Origin of the sequence: Buttiauxella cochleicola, from assembly GCF_021282405.1 — a bacterium.
GTDB classification, from domain to species: Bacteria; Pseudomonadota; Gammaproteobacteria; order Enterobacterales; family Enterobacteriaceae; genus Buttiauxella; species Buttiauxella massiliensis.
On sequence record NZ_JAJSOU010000006.1, the window covers coordinates 130,159 to 149,226 of the forward strand.

Annotated in this window: 18 protein-coding genes; 11 read left to right on the forward strand and 7 right to left on the reverse strand. The window is 51.2% G+C overall.

Annotation, left to right across the window (positions count from 1 at the left end):
* Nucleotides 1-243: 243 nt before the first annotated feature.
* From flhB to lpxA, 6 genes are all read left to right on the forward strand, one after another.
* Nucleotides 244-1,395: a flagellar biosynthesis protein FlhB gene (gene flhB, locus LVQ79_RS09990; RefSeq protein ID WP_151994685.1), complete on the forward strand. Its 1,152-nt coding sequence runs from the start codon at nt 244-246 to the stop codon at nt 1,393-1,395.
* Complete coding sequence (gene flhA, locus LVQ79_RS09995) at nt 1,388-3,469, forward strand: flagellar biosynthesis protein FlhA (protein WP_232864800.1); 2,082 nt, start codon at nt 1,388-1,390, stop codon at nt 3,467-3,469. Before flhB ends, flhA begins: the two co-directional genes overlap by 8 nt.
* A complete protein-coding gene (gene flhE / locus LVQ79_RS10000) occupies nt 3,469-3,861 on the forward strand; it encodes a flagellar protein FlhE (protein ID WP_232864801.1) in 393 nt (130 codons plus the stop codon). Before flhA ends, flhE begins: the two co-directional genes overlap by 1 nt.
* Before the next feature lie 268 nt (nt 3,862-4,129).
* Nucleotides 4,130-5,722 carry an MFS transporter gene (locus LVQ79_RS10005; protein WP_232864802.1) on the forward strand — a complete coding sequence of 531 codons (1,593 nt, stop codon included), beginning with the start codon at nt 4,130-4,132 and terminating at the stop codon, nt 5,720-5,722.
* Nucleotides 5,722-6,861: a beta-galactosidase BglB gene (gene bglB / locus LVQ79_RS10010; RefSeq protein ID WP_232864803.1), complete on the forward strand. Its 1,140-nt coding sequence runs from the start codon at nt 5,722-5,724 to the stop codon at nt 6,859-6,861. Before LVQ79_RS10005 ends, bglB begins: the two co-directional genes overlap by 1 nt.
* Before the next feature lie 296 nt (nt 6,862-7,157).
* Nucleotides 7,158-7,949: an acyl-ACP--UDP-N-acetylglucosamine O-acyltransferase gene (gene lpxA, locus LVQ79_RS10015; RefSeq protein WP_232864804.1), complete on the forward strand. Its 792-nt coding sequence runs from the start codon at nt 7,158-7,160 to the stop codon at nt 7,947-7,949.
* A 141-nt stretch (nt 7,950-8,090) separates the two neighbouring features.
* Here the strand turns inward: lpxA and argS are convergent, their stop codons facing one another.
* Entirely contained in the window at nt 8,091-9,824 is a 1,734-nt protein-coding gene (gene argS / locus LVQ79_RS10020; RefSeq protein ID WP_232864805.1) for an arginine--tRNA ligase, read from the reverse strand.
* A gap of 250 nt (nt 9,825-10,074) precedes the next feature.
* Here argS and LVQ79_RS10025 point away from each other — a divergent pair, with 250 nt between their 5' ends.
* On the forward strand, nt 10,075-10,641 hold the full coding sequence (locus LVQ79_RS10025) for a VOC family protein (protein ID WP_232864806.1): 567 nt from the start codon (nt 10,075-10,077) through the stop codon (nt 10,639-10,641).
* On the opposite strand, the gene LVQ79_RS10030 is transcribed toward LVQ79_RS10025, so the two are convergent.
* Entirely contained in the window at nt 10,630-11,772 is a 1,143-nt protein-coding gene (locus LVQ79_RS10030; protein ID WP_232864971.1) for a MalY/PatB family protein, read from the reverse strand. The two genes, LVQ79_RS10025 and LVQ79_RS10030, sit on opposite strands and share 12 nt — an antisense overlap.
* Before the next feature lie 97 nt (nt 11,773-11,869).
* On the opposite strand from LVQ79_RS10030, the gene cutC reads away from it, so the two are divergent.
* Both cutC and fumD read left to right on the forward strand, forming a co-directional pair.
* Nucleotides 11,870-12,619, forward strand: coding sequence for a copper homeostasis protein CutC (gene cutC / locus LVQ79_RS10035; protein ID WP_232864807.1), 750 nt, complete (start codon nt 11,870-11,872; stop codon nt 12,617-12,619).
* Between the two features lie 133 nt (nt 12,620-12,752).
* Nucleotides 12,753-12,965 (forward strand): fumarate hydratase FumD, encoded by a 213-nt coding sequence (gene fumD / locus LVQ79_RS10040; RefSeq protein WP_151994632.1) that lies wholly within the window; start codon nt 12,753-12,755, stop codon nt 12,963-12,965.
* A gap of 29 nt (nt 12,966-12,994) precedes the next feature.
* On the opposite strand, the gene cmoB is transcribed toward fumD, so the two are convergent.
* The 5 genes from cmoB to LVQ79_RS10065 form a co-directional block, all read right to left on the reverse strand.
* Nucleotides 12,995-13,966 carry a tRNA 5-methoxyuridine(34)/uridine 5-oxyacetic acid(34) synthase CmoB gene (cmoB, locus tag LVQ79_RS10045; protein WP_232864808.1) on the reverse strand — a complete coding sequence of 324 codons (972 nt, stop codon included), beginning with the start codon at nt 13,964-13,966 and terminating at the stop codon, nt 12,995-12,997.
* The gene (cmoA, locus tag LVQ79_RS10050; protein ID WP_232864809.1) at nt 13,963-14,706 is read right to left on the reverse strand and encodes a carboxy-S-adenosyl-L-methionine synthase CmoA; all 744 of its coding nucleotides are present in this window, start codon (nt 14,704-14,706) and stop codon (nt 13,963-13,965) included. The genes cmoB and cmoA overlap by 4 nt, the downstream gene beginning before the upstream one ends.
* A 39-nt stretch (nt 14,707-14,745) precedes the next feature.
* A complete protein-coding gene (locus tag LVQ79_RS10055; RefSeq protein ID WP_064511949.1) occupies nt 14,746-15,141 on the reverse strand; it encodes an MAPEG family protein in 396 nt (131 codons plus the stop codon).
* A 70-nt stretch (nt 15,142-15,211) separates the two neighbouring features.
* Nucleotides 15,212-16,030 (reverse strand): DUF72 domain-containing protein, encoded by an 819-nt coding sequence (locus tag LVQ79_RS10060; protein WP_232864810.1) that lies wholly within the window; start codon nt 16,028-16,030, stop codon nt 15,212-15,214.
* Nucleotides 16,027-16,593 carry a hydrolase gene (locus LVQ79_RS10065; protein WP_232864811.1) on the reverse strand — a complete coding sequence of 189 codons (567 nt, stop codon included), beginning with the start codon at nt 16,591-16,593 and terminating at the stop codon, nt 16,027-16,029. The genes LVQ79_RS10060 and LVQ79_RS10065 overlap by 4 nt, the downstream gene beginning before the upstream one ends.
* Before the next feature lie 249 nt (nt 16,594-16,842).
* On the opposite strand from LVQ79_RS10065, the gene aspS reads away from it, so the two are divergent.
* Both aspS and nudB read left to right on the forward strand, forming a co-directional pair.
* On the forward strand, nt 16,843-18,615 hold the full coding sequence (aspS, locus tag LVQ79_RS10070; protein ID WP_232864812.1) for an aspartate--tRNA ligase: 1,773 nt from the start codon (nt 16,843-16,845) through the stop codon (nt 18,613-18,615).
* The gene (nudB, locus tag LVQ79_RS10075) at nt 18,616-19,065 is read left to right on the forward strand and encodes a dihydroneopterin triphosphate diphosphatase (protein ID WP_232864813.1); all 450 of its coding nucleotides are present in this window, start codon (nt 18,616-18,618) and stop codon (nt 19,063-19,065) included.
* Nucleotides 19,066-19,068 lie beyond the last annotated feature (3 nt).

Here is a 19,068-nt window from a genome sequence, read left to right on the forward strand (position 1 = left end):
TCATGATTGATAAAACGGTGGAAAAGTAGCAAACGGATCTTTGGATGAGAAGATGGCAGGGCGTTGATTTTTTAATCTTTAGGCCATGCTCGCAAATCCAGATGCAAGAAAATGAAATCCTATCGTTGCGCACACAAACTACTTAACCCACAAACAAACCTACAAATTCCCCCGTTTTCCTCCCATTAGCGTTCCCCCTTTCTGACATGCTGTGCTGGTAATTGTGGCCACGAGATTGTTGCAGTGTCAGAAGAAAGCGACGACGACAAAACAGAAGCCCCCACACCCCACCGACTTGAAAAAGCGCGCGAAGATGGGCAGATCCCCCGATCCCGCGAGTTGACCTCACTGCTTATGCTATTGGTGGGAATCAGCATTATCTGGATGGGTGGGGAGCCGTTGGCGCGACAGCTGGCGGCAATGTTGTCTACTGGTCTCCATTTTGATCACAGCATTATTAACGATCCCAATCTTATCGTTAAACAAATCAGCCAACTGATTAAACAGGCCGTTTGGGCACTGTTACCGCTGATTTTCGGGCTGGTGATTGTGGCGATTGCAGCCCCCATGCTGTTGGGTGGCATCCTGTTCAGCGGGAAGTCGATACAGTTTAAATTCAGCAAAATGAATCCAATTTCCGGACTCGGGCGGATGTTCTCAGCCCAGGCAGGCGCTGAACTGCTAAAAGCCTTCCTCAAAGCCATTTTGGTCGGCTGCGTAACGGCCTGGTATCTGCTGCACAAATGGCCAGAGATGATGCGCCTGATGAGTGAACCGCCATTGGCCGCTTTGGGACACGCATTAAATATGGTAGCGGTGTGCGGTTTGCTGATTGTACTGGGGCTGACACCAATGGTCGGCTTCGACGTGTTCTTCCAGATTTTCAGCAACATTAAAAAGCTTCGCATGAGCCGCCAGGATATTCGCGACGAATTCAAGCAACAAGAAGGCGACCCACATGTTAAAGGCCGTATTCGCCAACAACAGCGTGCCGCCGCTCGTCGCCGCATGATGTCAGATGTGCCGAAGGCCGATGTGATTGTGACCAACCCAACGCACTATTCGGTGGCCTTACAGTACGACGAAAACAAAATGAGTGCGCCAAAAGTGCTGGCGAAAGGGGCCGGCCTGGTTGCGCTGCGTATTCGTGAAATTGGTAATGAGCACCGTATTCCAATGCTCGAAGCTCCACCGCTTGCGCGTGCGTTATACCGTCATGCTGAAATAGGGCAACAAATTCCTGGGCAGTTGTATTCCGCCGTAGCAGAAGTGCTGGCATGGGTATGGCAACTGCGGCGCTGGCGTGTCGCTGGCGGATTAATCCCGAAAAAACCTGAAAACCTTCCAGTGCCTGAAGCGCTGGACTTTGCAAACGAGAAGGACTCCGATGGCTAATTTGCTCGCAACACTGCGTCTGCCTGCCAGTATGAAATCCGGGCAATGGCAAATTCTTGCCGGACCGATACTGATCTTGATGATCTTGTCGATGATGGTACTGCCGCTTCCGGCGTTTATACTGGATTTGCTCTTCACCTTTAACATCGCGTTGTCGATTATGGTTCTGCTGGTGGCAATGTTCACCCAGAAAACCCTCGAGTTCGCCGCTTTCCCAACCATTCTACTGTTTACCACCTTACTGCGCCTGGCGTTGAACGTGGCATCAACACGTATCATTTTGATGGACGGGCACACCGGTGGTGCGGCAGCGGGTAAAGTGGTTGAAGCCTTCGGCCACTTCCTCGTTGGCGGCAACTTTGCCATCGGTATCGTGGTGTTTATCATCCTCGTTATCATCAACTTTATGGTTATCACTAAAGGTGCCGGGCGTATTGCTGAAGTCGGCGCGCGCTTTGTGCTGGACGGTATGCCGGGTAAACAGATGGCGATTGATGCCGATCTTAACGCCGGCTTGATTGGTGAAGACGAAGCGAAAAAACGCCGTTCAGAAGTCACCCAAGAAGCTGATTTTTACGGCTCGATGGACGGGGCCAGTAAATTCGTGCGTGGAGATGCGGTCGCCGGGCTGATGATCATGGTGATTAACGTGGTGGGTGGCCTGTTAGTCGGCATGCTTCAGCACGACATGCCTTTTGGTGCAGCAGCAGAAACTTATACGCTGTTGACCATCGGTGATGGCCTGGTTGCGCAGATCCCTGCGTTGGTCATCTCGACCGCAGCGGGCGTTATCGTTACCCGTGTTGCAACCGATCAGGATGTTGGCGAGCAGATGGTCACCCAACTATTCAACAATCCGCGCGTTATGCTGCTGAGTGCCGGTGTTCTTGGTTTGCTTGGCATGGTGCCGGGAATGCCAAACTTTGTCTTCCTGCTGTTTACTGCTGCATTGCTTGGGCTGGCATGGTGGATGCGCGGCCGTCAGATGGAGCAGCCCACGACACCATCAGCCCCGGTCAAACCGCAGGAAAACCCACAGGCGGTTGAAGCAACCTGGAATGATGTGCAACTGGAAGATTCGCTGGGCATGGAAGTGGGTTACCGCCTGATTCCGATGGTGGACTTCCAGCAAGACGGCGAGCTGTTAGGGCGAATCCGCAGTATCCGTAAGAAATTTGCGCAGGATATGGGGTTCCTACCGCCGGTAGTCCATATTCGCGACAATATGGACTTACCGCCGGCGCGTTATCGTATCCTGATGAAGGGCGTCGAGATTGGCAGTGGCGACGCTTATCCGGGGCGCTGGCTTGCTATCAACCCAGGTACAGCCGCAGGCACTCTTCCCGGCGAAACCACGACTGACCCGGCATTTGGCCTTGCCGCCACCTGGATTGAAAGCGCGCTTAAAGAGCAGGCACAAATTCAGGGCTTTACCGTGGTCGAAGCCAGTACCGTGGTCGCCACGCATCTTAACCATCTGATTGGCCAGTTTGCACCAGAACTGTTTGGCCGCCAGGAAGCACAACAATTACTCGACCGTGTCACCCAGGAGATGCCGAAATTGACGGAGGACCTGGTGCCGGGTGTGGTGACGTTAACCACACTGCATAAAGTTCTGCAAAACCTGCTGGCTGAGAAAGTGCCGATTCGTGATATGCGCACAATTCTTGAAACCCTGGCAGAACATGCACCGATACAAAATGACCCGCATGAATTAACAGCGGTAGTGCGTGTAGCGCTGGGAAGGGCGATTACTCAGCAATGGTTCCCAGGTAATGGTGAAGTGCAAGTCATTGGCCTGGATGCGGCACTTGAGCGTTTGTTATTGCAGGCATTGCAGGGGGGCGGTGGGTTAGAACCTGGCCTTGCCGATCGCTTGCTGGAGCAAGCTCAGGAGGCGCTGAAACGCCAGGAAATGCTCGGTGCACCGCCGGTGTTGTTGGTTAACCATGCGCTGCGACCATTGCTGGCGCGTTTCTTACGTCGCAGTCTGCCGCAACTCATGGTGCTTTCAAGCCTTGAGCTTTCTGAAAACCGTAACATCCGTATGACTGCGACCATTGGAGCGAAATAATGAGCCGCCTGTTATTGCTGATTCTCTTCCCTTTAATGACCCATGCCGCAGGTGAAGGAGCATGGCAGGCCAGTGGCGTGGGTGCCACGCTTAGCCATCGGGGCACTTCAGCATCATCCCGTGCTCTGGCACCTTCGCAACCCGTGAATGGGGTAATGACGATGGTCGCCTGGCGTTATGAGCTGATTGGGCCGACGCCTGCGGGGTTAAATGTCCGGCTGTGCTCGCTGACTCGCTGTGCCGAAATTGAAGGGCAGAGCGGTACGACGCGTGGATTGACCAATGTGGCGGCAAATGAGCCGCTGCGGTTTGTCTGGGAAGTTCCTGGTGGCGGCGCTCTTTTCCCGGCACTGAAAGTTCGTAGCAATCAGGTTATCGTGAATTACAAATAGTCTTTAAAGCCGCATCGCTGATGCGGCTTTTCACCTTCCGGATCTCATTTTCAATCCCTGCTTTTGATAAAAACAAACCCCTGTTTTATAAATCGGTGATGCGAGTACTGAGACACTTTGTATTTTTGCCACCATTCATCAAACCATGGCAAAAATGGAAAGGTTTCAATTGCCCCGTCCTTCTACCTTAGCAAGGTAAGGTTCTCGCAAGCCCGACAGGTACCGGGACGTGCAATCTCCATAAAAAAATTAACGGGGTTTGACGGCAATGAAAACACGTAAGATTGGATTGGCAAATTATCTTGCCTACGGCTCCGGGGATTTTCTCGGGGCGGGGACGACGGCACTCACCGCCGCCTGGTTGCTCTACTTCTATACTACCTTCTGTGGCCTTTCACCGATTGAAGCAACGTTTATTTTCGCTATGGCGAGGGTGCTGGATGCGGTCGTCAGTCCGCTGATGGGCTTCCTGACCGATAACTTTGGTTCTACCTGGCTTGGTAAACGTTTTGGTCGTCGTAAATTCTTTATATTGCTCGGTATCCCGCTGGTCTTCAGCTACAGTTTTATGTGGGTTGGGGAGATGAGTTATTGGTATTACCTGGTGACCTATCTGATTTTTGATGTGGTCTACACCATGATTCTGGTGCCGTATGAAACACTGGTTCCGGAAATGACCGATGACTTCAAACAGAAAACCAAATTCTCCGGCGCACGTATCTCAATGGCGCAACTCTCCGCAATTCTTGCCGCCTTCCTGCCGGGTATTTTGTTAAATCACTTTGGGAAAGACAACGCAGTCTCCTTCTTCTACTCAAGTCTGGTCTTCGCCACAATATGTGCCATCGTGCTGACATTTGTCTGGTTCTTCACCTGGGAGCGCCCTCGTTCAGACTGGACAGAAGCGGCACTGCGTGCAGAAGAAGAGAAGAAAACCCTGACGTTTGCGCAGAGTATGAAGCGCCTGAACGTTGAACTGACTTCTACGCTGCGCGTTAAGATCTTCCGCCAACACTTGGGCATGTATTTGGGCGGTTATATTGCTCAGGATGTGTTCAACGCCGTGTTTACCTACTATGTGGTGTTTGTGCTGATGCAAAGTGCAAGCATGGCTTCCAGCTTGCTCGGCACTATGGCGATTCTGCAATTTATCGCGGTTATCGGCATGATTCCTCTGTGTATCAAATATGGCCCGGCGCCGTCCTACCGTATGGTTGTAGTGCTCTTTGGCCTGAGTTCCATCTCTTACGCATTGTTGTATTACGCGGGATTAAGCGATGTCTTCTCACTGCTGATGTTGGTTTCTGCTATCGCCGGTTTGGGCCGTGGTGGCATCAACTATGTGCCGTGGAATACCTACACCTATATTGCTGATGTTGATGAAGTGATTACCGGCCAGCGTCGTGAAGGGATCTTCGCAGGCATTATGACGCTGACGCGTAAAGCTTCTCAGGCAGGGGCCGTGATGCTGGTGGGTATCGTGATGCAGCTTTCTGGCTTTGTTTCCGGCCAGGCCGTACAGCCGCCAGCGGTAAGCCACACCATTCTGATGATCCTGAGCTTTGGCACAGTCGCTGTTTTGGCGTGCGGTTTCTTAGTTTCTCTGCGCTTTAAACTCAATTTACAAACTCATAGCGTATTACGTGAAGAGACGGCGAAGATGCGTGTTGCGGGCCGTCCGGTTCCGGAAGCAACCACGCCACAAGCTCGCGCCACTGTCGAAATGTTGGCTGGTATGCCTTACGACACGCTTTGGGGCAACAACAATATTGGCTATCTCAACCGTAATAAACCTGCGGCTCCGTCATTGAAAGAGGCTGCTGCAATGCGTTCGAATACATCATCACAGAGGTTAAGTTAATGATTATTTATCCCGTCAAACACAGCCCTTTACTGTGCCAGCCGGAGCATTTTATTGCCCGGGATGAGCTGAAAACCCTGATCCACAAGGTGACGGATAATCTGATTAATATTAAGGATGAAACGGGCCAATTCTTGCTGCGACTGGATGACGGACGAGTCATTGATACCAAAGGTTGGGCAGGTTGGGAGTGGACGCACGGCGTCGGTTTGTACGGCATGTATCAGTATTATCGCCAGACCGGTGAAAAGAAGATGTGCGAAATTATTGATAGCTGGTTTGCAGACCGTTTCGCAGAAGGTGCTACCACCAAAAACGTCAATACCATGGCACCGTTCCTGACGCTGGCCTACCGCTACGAAGAAACGCGCGATCCATCTTACTTACCCTGGCTTGAAAGCTGGGCTGAGTGGGCAATGTATGAAATGCCGCGTACCGAACACGGCGGAATGCAGCACATTACGCTTGCGGAAGAGAATCATCAGCAGATGTGGGACGACACGCTGATGATGACCGTATTGCCACTGGCAAAAATTGGCAAATTGCTGAATCGCCCAGAGTATGTGGAAGAGGCGACGTATCAGTTCCTGCTGCATGTGCAGAATTTGATGGATCGCGAAACCGGTCTGTGGTTTCACGGCTGGAGTTACGAAGGCCATCATAACTTTGCCAATGCGCGTTGGGCGCGTGGCAACAGCTGGTTGACTATCGTGATCCCTGATTTCCTTGAACTGGTGGACTTACCTGAGAACAACGCGGTGCGTCGCTATCTGGTACAGGTGCTGGAAAATCAGGTTGCTGCGTTGGCAAAATGCCAGGACGACAGTGGTTTGTGGCACACCTTGCTTGACGACCCACATTCGTATCTGGAGGCATCCGCGACTGCCGGTTTTGCCTACGGCATTCTGAAAGGCATTCGTAAGCGCTATATCGGCAAAGAGTATGCAGAAGTGGCAGAAAAGGCGATGAAAGGTATCGTCAAAAATATCTCCCCGGAAGGTGAGTTGTTGCAGGTTTCGTTTGGCACGGGAATGGGCAGTAACCTGGAGTTTTATCGCCAAATCCCGCTGACCTCAATGCCGTACGGACAGGCGATGGCGATCCTCTGTATGGGTGAGTATTTGAGACTTTATTTGTAAGCGCATACAACAGGCCTGGGGAACCAGGCCTGCAAATTACTGCTAAATCAAACCTGCGGGCAAACCCCATAAAGTTCCTCCAATTTAATAATAAATAAATGGCGTAATGTGTGACGCAATTCATTATGCTGCCGCTGTCGATAAGCCCTTCACTGGTTTTCACCCTCCTTAACGATAATGCGAATGGCGAAGCGGAGCTTCTCTTTCGTCCCTCCTTTCTTGTTGATCCCCGGTCTGGATTAATAACTAAACGATGACAGGCGTTCTCCGTTTCGTGCCGTCATCAGGATAAATTGATGTCTATTTCCCCGTTAGCCCGGGTTGCCAGTAATAGTATTGTGGAGCCGGGTGTGGTGCTCGGTGCGCATGTAAGTATTGGCCCGTTTTGTGTTATTTCCGCAGGTGTAGTGATAGGCGAAGGAACTGTTGTCGGTGCTTATTCGGTGATTAATGGCCTGACAACAATCGGCTGTAACAATACTTTCGGCCAGTTTTCATCCATAGGTGATGCGAATCAGGACCTTAAATATGCCGGTGAACCCACGACGGTCGTTATTGGTGACCGGAATCAGATTGGCAAAAATGCCACTATTCATCGTGGAACAGTTCAGGGGCTTAGCACCACTATCATCGGTAATGACAATCGCTTTTTGAATTGTGTCCATATTGGTCATGATTGTGTGGTCGGTAATGGCACATTGATTGCTGATAACAGTGGGCTTGCCGGGCACGTTGAGCTTGATGATGATGCGCAGATAGGCTTTATGTGTGCTATCCATCAATTTTGCATATTGGCAAGTGGGGTTAAGATCCTCGACCAATCAGCAGTGGTTCAGGATGTGCCGCCGTTTGTGACGGCTGGTGGTAACCGCGCTGTGCCGCTGGGTATCAACGCAAGTTCGAAAGCGTTTCAGGCGTTAGAGCCAGAACAGCAGGATTTGATTCATACATTGTATGAGCGTTTTTACAACCAGGCGTTGTCGATAGAAGAAGTGAAGAGGTCGTTGAAAATACTGGAGAGTGATTTCCCGGTGATTGGCCTTTATGATCGTTTTTTTGCGCGGTCAGCGCGGGGGATTGTTCGCTAACAAGTACCCGTCATACTTCAAGTTGCAGGTGTGTTGGCTGCTTTCGTTCACCCGAATCACTTACTAGTGTAAGCTCATCGGGATTCTCTCAATTGCCGCCTTCCTGCAACTCGAATTATTTAGGGTACTGAAATTAGGAACTTACATACGTTCTACAGTTTCGATACCCAGGGTATCCAGACCAAGCTTCAGCGTTTTCGCGGTTAACAGAGCCAGTTTCAGGCGGCTGTTACGCGCTTCTTCCGAGTCGGCGGCCAGAATTGGGCAGTGCTCGTAGAAGCCAGAGAACAAGCCTGCCACGTCGTACAAGTAAGTACACATCACGTGCGGTGTGCCATCACGCGCAACCACATTCAGCGTTTCTTCAAATTGCAGCAGGCGTGCAGCTAACTGTGCTTCGCGGTCTTCACGAATCACTACCGGCGCTTTGAGCAGCTCAGCTTCATCAATCTCAGCTTTGCGGAACACAGACAGCACGCGAGTGTATGCATATTGCATATACGGCGCGGTGTTGCCTTCGAAGGCCAACATGTTGTCCCAGTCAAAGATGTAATCGGTGGTGCGGCTTTTCGACAGGTCGGCGTATTTCACTGCGCCAATACCGACGGATTTCGCTAACGCTTCCAGTTCATCCGCAGGCATGTTCGGGTTTTTCTCTGCCACCAGATTACGCGCACGTTCCATGGCTTCGTCGAGCAGATCGGTCAGTTTTACCGTGCCGCCAGAACGGGTTTTGAACGGCTTGCCGTCTTTGCCCAGCATCATGCCAAACATCTGGTGTTCCAGGGTGACAGATTCTGGAACGTAACCGGCTTTACGCACGATGGTCCATGCTTGCATCAGGTGCTGATGCTGGCGGGAGTCGATAAAGTAAAGCACGCGGTCTGCATGCAGGGTTTCATAGCGATATTTCGCACAGGCAATATCGGTGGTGGTGTAGAGATAGCCGCCATCTTTTTTCTGGATGATAACGCCCATTGGGTCGCCGTCTTTGTTCTTGAACTCATCCAGGTAAACCACGGTTGCGCCTTCGCTCTCGACCGCAAGACCTTTCGCCTTAAGATCAGCCACGATGCCTGGCAGCATTGGGTTATAAAGACTTTCACCCATTACATCATCACGGGTCAGCGTCACGTTAAGGCGATCGTAGGTTTGCTGATTCTGTGTCATGGTGATATCGACAAGCTTACGCCACATTTCACGGCAGTATTCGTCGCCGCCTTGCAGTTTCACGACGTATGCACGAGCACGTTCAGCAAATTCTGCGTCTTCATCGTAGTGTTTCTTGGCTGCACGATAGAACTCTTCCAGGTCGGCCAGCGCCATCTCACCTGCGTTTTCTTGCTGCTGCTTTTCAAGATACGCGATCAGCATCCCGAACTGTGTGCCCCAGTCACCCACATGGTTGGCCCGGATAACTTTATGGCCGAGGAATTCCAGCGTACGCACCGCAGCATCACCAATGATAGTGGAGCGGATATGGCCGACGTGCATCTCTTTCGCTACGTTTGGTGCGGAATAGTCGACCACGATGGTTTGTGGTGCAACGGTATTCACGCCTACGCGGTCAGAAGCAACTGCTTCGTCGACACTCTTCGCAAGGAATGCTGGGTCGAGGAAAATGTTGATAAAGCCTGGGCCGGCGATTTCAACTTTGCTGGCAATTCCGGTCAAATCCAGATTGGCAATGACCAACTCTGCGACTTGTCGTGGTGGCTTGCCCAGTGATTTTGCAACTGACATCACGCCATTGGCCTGATAGTCGCCGAACTGAACTTTTGCTGACTGACGAACCTGCGGTTCGCAATCCGCAGGTGCACCTGCGGCAATCAGTGCCTGACTGACTTTATCTGAGAGAAGAGCCTGAATATTCACCGGGATACCTTACTTTTTGCTAAGGGCTGCCGTGACTTTTACAGCAGCCGTATCATTGGGGATAAAATTAGGGCGTAAGTATAACTGTATTTATCCCCCTTAGTCAGCAAAAGCCTTGCCCGGTGCGCCCTGGACTAATATCAACGGTATAGTGAATAACCATTCAGAAATATAGCCACGTTTCGGGTGTTGGTGATATCTGCCTAAATTGGTAGATTAGCCCGCATTCGTGACTTCAGAGGATAGGGTGATGGCCAACTGGCAGACAATTGCAGAACTGAATGATATTTCAGCGGATCTCCCGCGATTTACACAAGCGTTAACAGAACTTGCCGCTCGGCTTGATTTGGAGATTGCGCCGCTTGACGCCGATCACATTTCTCTGCGTTGCCATCAGAATACGACGGCGGAACGCTGGCGTGCAGGCCTGGAAAAGTGCGGCACATTGCTGTCAGAAAATATCATTAATGATCGGCCAATTTGCTTGTTCAAATTAGACGAGCCAGTTTGCGTGGCGCACTGGGAATTTAGCGTGGTGGAACTGCCGTGGCCGGGTGAAAAACGCTATCCGCACGAAGGTTGGGAGCATGTAGAAATTGTGCTGCCCGGGGAGCCTGAAACGCTAAATGCCCGAGCGCTGGATTTAATGTCTGACGCGGGTTTACGCCAGACCGGAATTTCAGTGAAAACCAGTTCGCCAAAAGGCGAACGCGAGCGCTTGCCAAACCCAACGCTTGCAGTGACCGACGGCAAAATCACCATCAAATTCCATCCATGGAGTATTGAAGAGATCGTTGCCAGCGAACTAGCAGACTGATTTCACGGCTGCTTCCATACGTTTAATGGCTTCATTAAGCGTTGCTGAGGTGCAGCCAAAGTTAATTCGCACGAATTTCGCTTCGCCAAAATCAGCCCCTGGCGAGAAACCCAGCCCCGCTTTCTGGAAGAATAGCGTCGGATTTGCTACCGGCAGAGTGCTTGCATCCACCCATCCGAGATAAGTGGCGGGTGGCGATGCCATCGTAAGGCCAGGCATATTATTCACGGCACTCACCAAAGTGTCGCGATTTCGACGCAGATAGGGCAGTAACTCTTGCAACCACGGTTCACCATCGCGCCACGCTGCGGTGGCGGCAGTCAGCGCCAGCACATCCACACTCGGTACAATCCCATCGCGAACCGTATTAAATTGCTTACGCAATTGCGGATCAGGGATTATCGCCAGTGATGCGCCAAGCCCTGCAATGTTGAAAGTTTTGGACGGTGAAAGCAGCGTGATAGAACGCTGTTCTGCGTCGTGGCTCAGTGTGGCAAAAGGAATGTGTTTCGCACCGGGATCAAGCAGCAAATCACAATGAATCTCATCAGAACAGACAATCATGTTGTGGCGTTGGGCGAATGCCAGGTGCTGCTGTAACTCCTCACGAGTATAGATGGTGCCGCCTGGATTTTGCGGGTTGCACAACATCAGCAATTTTTCTTTTCCGGTTAGCTGAGATTCCAGTGCCTGCAAATCCATAACCCAGCGGCCATTTTCAAGGCGCAGTGGCGCGTTGAGTTGTGAACGATTGGCAAATGCAGATGACTTTCGGAATGGAGGGTAAATCGGTGTCGGCGCAATGGTAATTTCATCGGGGGCCGTAAAGGCACGAACACTCAAATTAAGGCCCGCGACAATGCCAGGTAAAAAGACGATCCACTCTGGTTTAATCTGCCACTGGTAGCGGCTGGACATTCTTTCAACGACAACATCAACTAAATCTTGCGGTCGGTTACCGTAACCAAAAATGCCGTGATCTACGCGTTTATGAAGGGCTTCGAGAATACAAGGTGGTGAGCGAAAATCCATATCTGCCACCCACATAGGTAACACTTCATCACCATATTTATTCCACTTCGAACTGTCGCTGTGACGGCGGTCGATGCCTTCATCAAAATTGAATGCCATCATGATTAGCTATTACCTTTTTGGGATCGTGATTTTCAGATTATCATTCTGAACCCATGACACAACCGCCAGGCTAAAGATTTTTAAGGAGTAATCAATGCCTTTGCTTGAGATATGTTGTTACGGAATTGACTGTGCGGTCACAGCGCAACTTGCCGGAGCGGACAGGCTTGAATTATGTTCAGCCCCCAAAGAGGGTGGTTTGACCCCTTCCGCCGGAGTGCTGCGTAAAGTGAAAGAACGAGTTTCGATACCTGTGCATCCAATTATTCGCCCGCGCGGCGGTGATTTTTGTTACACCGATGCCGAGTTCGAAACCATGCTTGAAGATATCGCTTTCGTCCGCAAGCTCGGTTATCCGGGACTGGTAATCGGTATGTTAGACGGGGAAGGGCATGTTGATGTACCTCGCATGAAGCGAGTTATGGAGCAGGCTAAAGGTATGGCGGTGACTTTCCACCGGGCGTTTGATATGTGCCATAACCCCCACCAGGCGTTGGAACAACTCACCGATTTAGGCGTGGCGCGTATCCTGACTTCAGGCCAACAGCAGAATGCGGAATTAGGACTTTCATTACTTAGGGAACTAAAACAGCATTCCCGTGCTCCAATCATTATGGCCGGTGCTGGCGTGCGATTGAGCAACTTGAAAAAGTTTGTCGATCAAGGCATTGAGGAAATGCACAGTTCAGCCGGGCAGACCGTGCCATCGCCGATGCGTTACCGTAAAGCGGGTGTGTCGATGAGTGCCGATGCGGAAGCCGATGAGTTTAATCGTTACTGCGTTGATGGTGATGTAGTGGCAGCAATGAAAGCGGTGTTGGTTGCAGGGAAGACTGCAGCCTGACACTTAAAGATTTTAACCGCGCATCATGTCGCCCATGTGATGTTGCTCGTACCAGGCCCCGGCGTTTTGCTGGGGCTTTTTTTATTTTAATGATTTAAACGTGTTAGGCTCCCTCTAAACAATGGAGGGCGGTATGAGTATCACAGATAAAGAACTTTACGATGAAATGTGTCGTGTTGTTGGGAAGGTGGTGCTTGAGATGCGCGATCTTGGCCAGGAACCCAAACATGTTGTCATTGCGGGTGTTGTCAGAGCCATGTCAGCTAATAGTAAGATTCAGCGTTCTGAATTGACGGGTAGTGCGATGCAAGAAGTCATTCGGGCGCTTGGATTTGAGGCGAAATAAGTAAGGCCACATTCCGTGGCCTTAAATAATTATGGCTTACGGGCCACCAGAACGGCGCGCAGTGGGGCTGGATAACCTTCTATGGTTTTGCTCGCATCGTTCGGATCAAGGAAGTCGGCCAGTGATTCGGTGGTCAACCAGCTAGTACGACGCTGTTCTTCGCTTGTGGTATAGCAATGATCGACAATTTTCACGTCGACAAAACCACACTTCTCCAGCCAGTTTTTCAACGCCAGAGCAGATGGGATGTAGTAAACGTTGCGCATTTGCGCGTAACGCTCGCCCGGCACCAACACTGTATTCTCATCGCCTTCCACAACCAGCGTTTCCAGCACCAGCTCACCATCTTTAGCGAGCTGATTTTTTAGCTGATAAAGATGGTCGAGTGGGGAGCGGCGGTGATAAAGCACGCCCATCGAGAACACGGTATCAAAGATATTGAGTTCAGGAAGCTGTTCGATACCAAGCGGCAGCACCTGGGCACGTTGGTCGTTACCCAGCAGTTTACGTACCGCTTCAAACTGGCAAATAAACAACTGCATCGGGTCGATACCCACCGCGAGGTGTGCACCCGCACCAATCATCCGCCACAGGTGGTAACCGCTACCGCAGCCGACATCCAGAATTGTGCGCCCGGTAAGCGGGGAGATATGCGGTAAAACGCGATCCCATTTCAGGTCGGAACGCCATTCGGTATCGATGTCTACGCCATACAGAGAATATGGCCCTTTGCGCCATGGCATCAGGTTACGCAGTAACTTTTCAATCCCCAGGCGCTGCCCATCGCTGAGTGGTGTTTCAGACTCAGCGGTGACGCTGTGCAATAAATCCAGGCGATATGGCACCAGTTCCGGCAGGTATTCAACAGTGTTGTACCAGTGCTTGAACTGGCCGTGCAGGTTCTCACGCTGCCAGGTAGCAATTTGTGCAGGCAGGGTTTCTAACCACGGAGCCAGCGGGCTTTTCGCAATAAGCTGATAAAAATTACCAAAGTCGATCATGCAGATGTTCCTGATTTCAGTGCAACTAAAGAGCCAAAGTTAAAGCACTGGAACCATAATTCTGCGTGGTCAAATCCGGCTTGTTTGAGGCGTTTTTTATGTGTTTCGACAGAGTCGGTGAGCATGACGTTTTCCAGCATGCTGCGTTTTTGGCTGATTTCCAGCTCGCTATAGCCGTTCGCGCGTTTAAAATCGTGGTGCATGTTGAACAGCAATTCACCCACTTCACCATCTTCAAAACTGAATTTTTCCGACAGCACTAACGCGCCACCCGGGTTCAGACCCTTGTAGATTTTTTCCAGCAGCAATTTGCGGTCATCGGGTTCAAGAAATTGCAGGGTGAAGTTCAGCACCACCAACGACGCATTTTCGATAACGATATCGCGGATATCACCTTCTATAACATCGACAGGGGTTTGCGCTTTAAACGCATCAAGATGGCGTCGGCAGCGCTCGACCATTGCAGGGGAGTTATCTACCGCGATAATTTTGCAGTTGTCATGCTGGATGTTACGACGCACGGATAACGTTGCCGCACCAAGCGAACAGCCAAGGTCATAAACCTGGCTACCCGGTGCCACAAAGCGCTCCGCCAGCATACCAATCATAGAAATGATGTTGGAGTAGCCAGGCACCGATCGTTGAATCATATCGGGGAACACTTCAGCCACGCGTTCATCAAAGGTCCAGTCACCTAATTTGGCGATCGGGGCGGAAAACAGCGTATCGCGGTCAGACATAACGTTAAATCCGGAAATTCGAAAGGGGCATATTTTGCGTTAATGCAGCGAGAAAACCAACTCCCATGGCATATACCATAGATTAGCCAGCACCATCAGGATTAAAGAGCTCCATGTTGCACTCATACCGGAGCGACGCCAGCGGATTAAGCGATGGTGAAAACCATACGCATGCATCAGGCGACCAGCAATGAGCAGCAGCCCGCAGACATGCACCATCCAGGTTTCTGCGCCGTTCATTTCCATCAGTAATAAAAGCAGCAACGCGACTGGAATATATTCCACCGCATTACCATGAATTCTAATTGCGCTCTGGAGTTCGCTAAAACCACCGTCACCATATGAGACGCGGTACTGCAAACGCATACGAACAACATCAAACGAGAACTTAATTAGCAACAAAGCACCCAACACGGCGTAGAGCGCGCTTACCATACCCACATCCTTTAGAGATAGTTCCAGCACCGCCTATGATAGCAGTGCAACCTGTTAACTGTCGCTATTACTAAAATAGTGAGTTTTGCTTTGGAATCGCCGGTTCATTGCCCAATGCCGGAAAAGCCTGTTGCAAACCCGGCCATAGCGTATGAACCAGGTCTTGAACCAGGCCGATATCTGGGGTGTGCAAAAACAGGTAGGGGGTGGTGCTTTCCGTCCATTTTGATAGCGTTTTTAACCAGACATCAAAAAAAAGCTGGTTTTGGTGCATATCGTCGCTGCCGATAAAACGCACCAAAGGGTTATTTGCCGTGACAAGCGCATGAACCGGCACTTTAGGTTTTTTACGCTGCGCGTCACGAATCGCTTCGTTGTGGGGTTTGGCGCTGTGAACCGGGCGGCTATCGAGAATAACCCGGTTAACACCACGCTGATGTAAACCCCGATTAAACGCTTGCTCATCGGCACTTTTATCGAAGAAAGAAGGGTGGCGAACTTCCACGCCGTAGGTGAAATCTTGCGGTAACGAATCGAGGAAATTCCACAAAGCAGGTAAATCTGACGGCCCAAATGCAGCCGGAAGCTGGAGCCAGTATTGCCCGATGCGATTTGCCAGCGGTGACATTCGCTCAAGAAACTCGGCGGTTAAATCGCCACACTGGCGTAATGCCGCATTGTGGGAAATCGTCGCCGGGAATTTAAAGCAGAAACGAAAATTATCGTCGGTCATTTCGCGCCAGCGTAATACCGTTTCTGCTTTGGGAAGCGCGTACAGCGTGGTGTTGCCTTCCACGCAATTGAAATGGCGAGCGTAATCTTCAAGTGAAGTAATGCCCAGTCGCACCCATTTTGGATGCGACCATTGTGGAAGGCCGACATATATCACAGTGCTGCAACTACCTCGTCAGTGCTGCGAACGCGGCCAATACGCGGGAAGATATTTGTCATGCTGCCCTGGTGTTGTTCGCTGCTGGCGGCACTGCACGCGTCTTCGGCAATGACCAGGTTAAAGCCTAATTCCCAGGCGTTACGCGCGGTGGATTCGACGCCGATGTTGGTGGAAATCCCGCACAGCACAATAGTGTCGATACCACGGCGGCGCAGTTGAAGCTCGAGATCGGTGCCGTAGAATGCGCCCCACTGGCGTTTAGTTACCTCAATATCAGTGTCTTTTTTACCCAGCGCCTGCGGGTAAATCCACCAGTTATCAGGCAGCGCATGCGCACCAGCTTGTGCATCAACCGGTTGCTTGAGCGCTTCGGCAAAGTCCTTTGACCAGCCCACTCGAACCATAATCACCGGTGCGCCATTAGCGCGGAATTTTTCAGCCAGCCTGGCTGAACGAGCCACCACATCCTGTGCACTGTGCGGGCCACCCGCAAACGGCAGGATACCTTCCTGCAAATCAATAACGACAAGTGCGGTTTTGGAAGTATTCAGTTCTAACATTCGGTGACTCCGGGTCAAAATGGGGTTATCGCGTAATACCTTACGATGGAACCTGAACGCGATCGTTTACAAATTTTGTTAATTTTTGTGAGAATAGGCTAAACAAGGCGTTTTGAGACGCGTCAGTTCTTATCGTGGGGCAATATTTCCAGTATAATAGCCCCCTTTTTTCAACTATATCTGACAGACAAAAATAGTGGCCACCGTTGCAGGTATTGGACAGTGAGCGGCTAATTTAAGGGATATCTCATGCGTACAGTATATTGCGGGCAGCTCAATCAATCCCATGTGGGACAACAAGTAACACTGTGTGGTTGGGTCAATCGTCGTCGTGACCTCGGTAGCCTTATCTTTATTGATATGCGCGATCGCGAAGGCATCGTGCAGGTGTTTTTCGACCCGGATCGTCAGGATGCGTTCCAGCTTGCTTCCGAACTGCGTAATGAGTTCTGCATCCAGATCACCGGCACCGTGCGTCCGCGTGATGAGAAAAACATCAACAAAGATATGGCAACCGGTGCGGTAGAAGTTTTCGCCACCGACCTGAACATCATCAACCGTTCTGAAGCGCTGCCGCTGGACTCCAACCACGTCAACACCGAAGAAGCGCGTCTGAAATTCCGTTATCTGGACCTGCGTCGCCCTGAAATGGCAAACCGCCTGAAGACCCGTGCGAAAATCACCAGCTTCGTGCGCCGCTTTATGGATGACCACGGTTTCCTTGATATCGAAACCCCAATGCTGACCAAAGCCACGCCAGAAGGTGCGCGTGACTACCTGGTGCCGAGCCGTGTTCACAAAGGTAAATTCTACGCACTGCCGCAATCTCCACAGCTGTTCAAACAGTTGCTGATGATGTCTGGTTTTGACCGCTACTATCAGATTGTTAAATGCTTCCGTGACGAAGATTTACGTGCTGACCGTCAGCCTGAATTTACCCAGATCGACGTAGAAACTTCCTTCATGACTGCACCACAAGTGCGTGAAGTGATGGAAAAACTGGTTCGCGATATGTGGTTAGACGTGAAAAACGTTGACCTCGGCAGCTTCCCAATCATGACTTTCGCCGAAGCAGAGCGTCGTTATGGTTCTGATAAACCCGACCTGCGTAACCCAATGGAGCTGGTGGATGTTGCTGACCTGCTCAAAGACGTTGAGTTTAAAGTGTTCGCGGGCCCGGCAAATGATGCTAAAGGCCGCGTTGCCGCACTGCGAGTGCCAGGTGGCGCACAGTTAAGCCGTAAACAGATTGACGACTACGGCAAGTTCATTGAAATTTACGGCGCGAAAGGTCTGGCTTACATCAAAGTGACCGAGCGTGCGAAAGGCATCGAAGGCATCACCAGCCCGGTAGCTAAATTCCTGAACGCAGAAATCGTTGAAGCTATTCTGGCCCGCTCCGGTGCACAAGATGGCGACATGATCTTCTTCGGCGCAGACAACAAGAAAGTGGTTGCCGATGCGCTTGGCGCACTGCGTCTGAAAATCGGTAAAGATCTGAGCATCACCGATGAAAAAGCATGGGCGCCGCTGTGGGTTATCGACTTCCCAATGTTTGAAGACAACGGCGAAGGCGGCCTGACCGCGATGCATCACCCGTTCACCGCGCCGAAAGATATGTCCCCAGAACAACTGGCGGCAGATCCGGAAGCGGCGGTTGCCAACGCTTACGATATGGTGATCAACGGTTACGAAGTGGGTGGCGGTTCCGTGCGTATCCACAACGGCCAGATGCAGCAGACTGTGTTCGGCATTCTGGGTATCACCGAGGAAGATCAACGCGAGAAGTTTGGCTTCCTGCTTGATGCGCTGAAATACGGTACTCCACCGCATGCAGGCCTGGCGTTTGGTCTGGACCGTCTGACTATGCTGCTGACCGGCACCGACAACATCCGTGATGTTATCGCGTTCCCGAAAACAACAGCAGCAGCGTGCCTGATGACTGAAGCACCAAGCTTTGCCAACCCAACAGCGCTGGCTGAACTGGGTGTAGCAGTCATTAAAAAGGCTGAGAAAGAATAAATGGCCTTTAAGCCTCCCGTTTCGGTGTTAGTGGTCATTTATGCTCAAGACACCGGACGGGTGCTCATGTTACAGCGGCGCGATGATCCTGAATTCTGGCAGTCGGTTACCGGCAGCATTGAAGAGGGTGAAACCGCGCTGTATGCCGCGCAGCGTGAAGTAAAGGAAGAGGTCGATATCGATGTTGTCTCAGAGCAACTGACCTTGATTGACTGCCAGCGCTGTGTTGAGTTCGAGATTTTTACACATTTGCGTCATCGCTATGCCCCGGGAATTACGCGCAACACGGAATATTGGTTCTGTCTTGCGCTGCCAAACGAACGGCTGATTTCCATCTCGGAACATCTGGCCTGGGAGTGGACCGACGCACAAGCTGCGGCTGCTATGACCAAGTCGTGGAGCAACCGGGAAGCGATTGAAGAGTTTGTAATTAATGCTGCCGTCAGGTAGCTA

Excerpts from the sequence above, each read along its gene's own strand:
- flhA (WP_232864800.1), top strand. The coding sequence starts at position 1,388 with ATGGCTAATTTGCTCGCAACACTGCGTCTGCCTGCCAGTATGAAATCC.
- flhE (WP_232864801.1), top strand. The coding sequence starts at position 3,469 with ATGAGCCGCCTGTTATTGCTGATTCTCTTCCCTTTAATGACCCATGCC.
- LVQ79_RS10005 (WP_232864802.1), top strand. The coding sequence starts at position 4,130 with ATGAAAACACGTAAGATTGGATTGGCAAATTATCTTGCCTACGGCTCC.
- bglB (WP_232864803.1), top strand. The coding sequence starts at position 5,722 with ATGATTATTTATCCCGTCAAACACAGCCCTTTACTGTGCCAGCCGGAG.
- lpxA (WP_232864804.1), top strand. The coding sequence starts at position 7,158 with ATGTCTATTTCCCCGTTAGCCCGGGTTGCCAGTAATAGTATTGTGGAG.
- LVQ79_RS10025 (WP_232864806.1), top strand. The coding sequence starts at position 10,075 with ATGGCCAACTGGCAGACAATTGCAGAACTGAATGATATTTCAGCGGAT.
- LVQ79_RS10030 (WP_232864971.1), bottom strand. The coding sequence starts at position 11,772 with ATGGCATTCAATTTTGATGAAGGCATCGACCGCCGTCACAGCGACAGT.
- cutC (WP_232864807.1), top strand. The coding sequence starts at position 11,870 with ATGCCTTTGCTTGAGATATGTTGTTACGGAATTGACTGTGCGGTCACA.
- fumD (WP_151994632.1), top strand. The coding sequence starts at position 12,753 with ATGAGTATCACAGATAAAGAACTTTACGATGAAATGTGTCGTGTTGTT.
- cmoB (WP_232864808.1), bottom strand. The coding sequence starts at position 13,966 with ATGATCGACTTTGGTAATTTTTATCAGCTTATTGCGAAAAGCCCGCTG.
- cmoA (WP_232864809.1), bottom strand. The coding sequence starts at position 14,706 with ATGTCTGACCGCGATACGCTGTTTTCCGCCCCGATCGCCAAATTAGGT.
- LVQ79_RS10055 (WP_064511949.1), bottom strand. The coding sequence starts at position 15,141 with ATGGTAAGCGCGCTCTACGCCGTGTTGGGTGCTTTGTTGCTAATTAAG.
- LVQ79_RS10065 (WP_232864811.1), bottom strand. The coding sequence starts at position 16,593 with ATGTTAGAACTGAATACTTCCAAAACCGCACTTGTCGTTATTGATTTG.
- aspS (WP_232864812.1), top strand. The coding sequence starts at position 16,843 with ATGCGTACAGTATATTGCGGGCAGCTCAATCAATCCCATGTGGGACAA.
- nudB (WP_232864813.1), top strand. The coding sequence starts at position 18,616 with ATGGCCTTTAAGCCTCCCGTTTCGGTGTTAGTGGTCATTTATGCTCAA.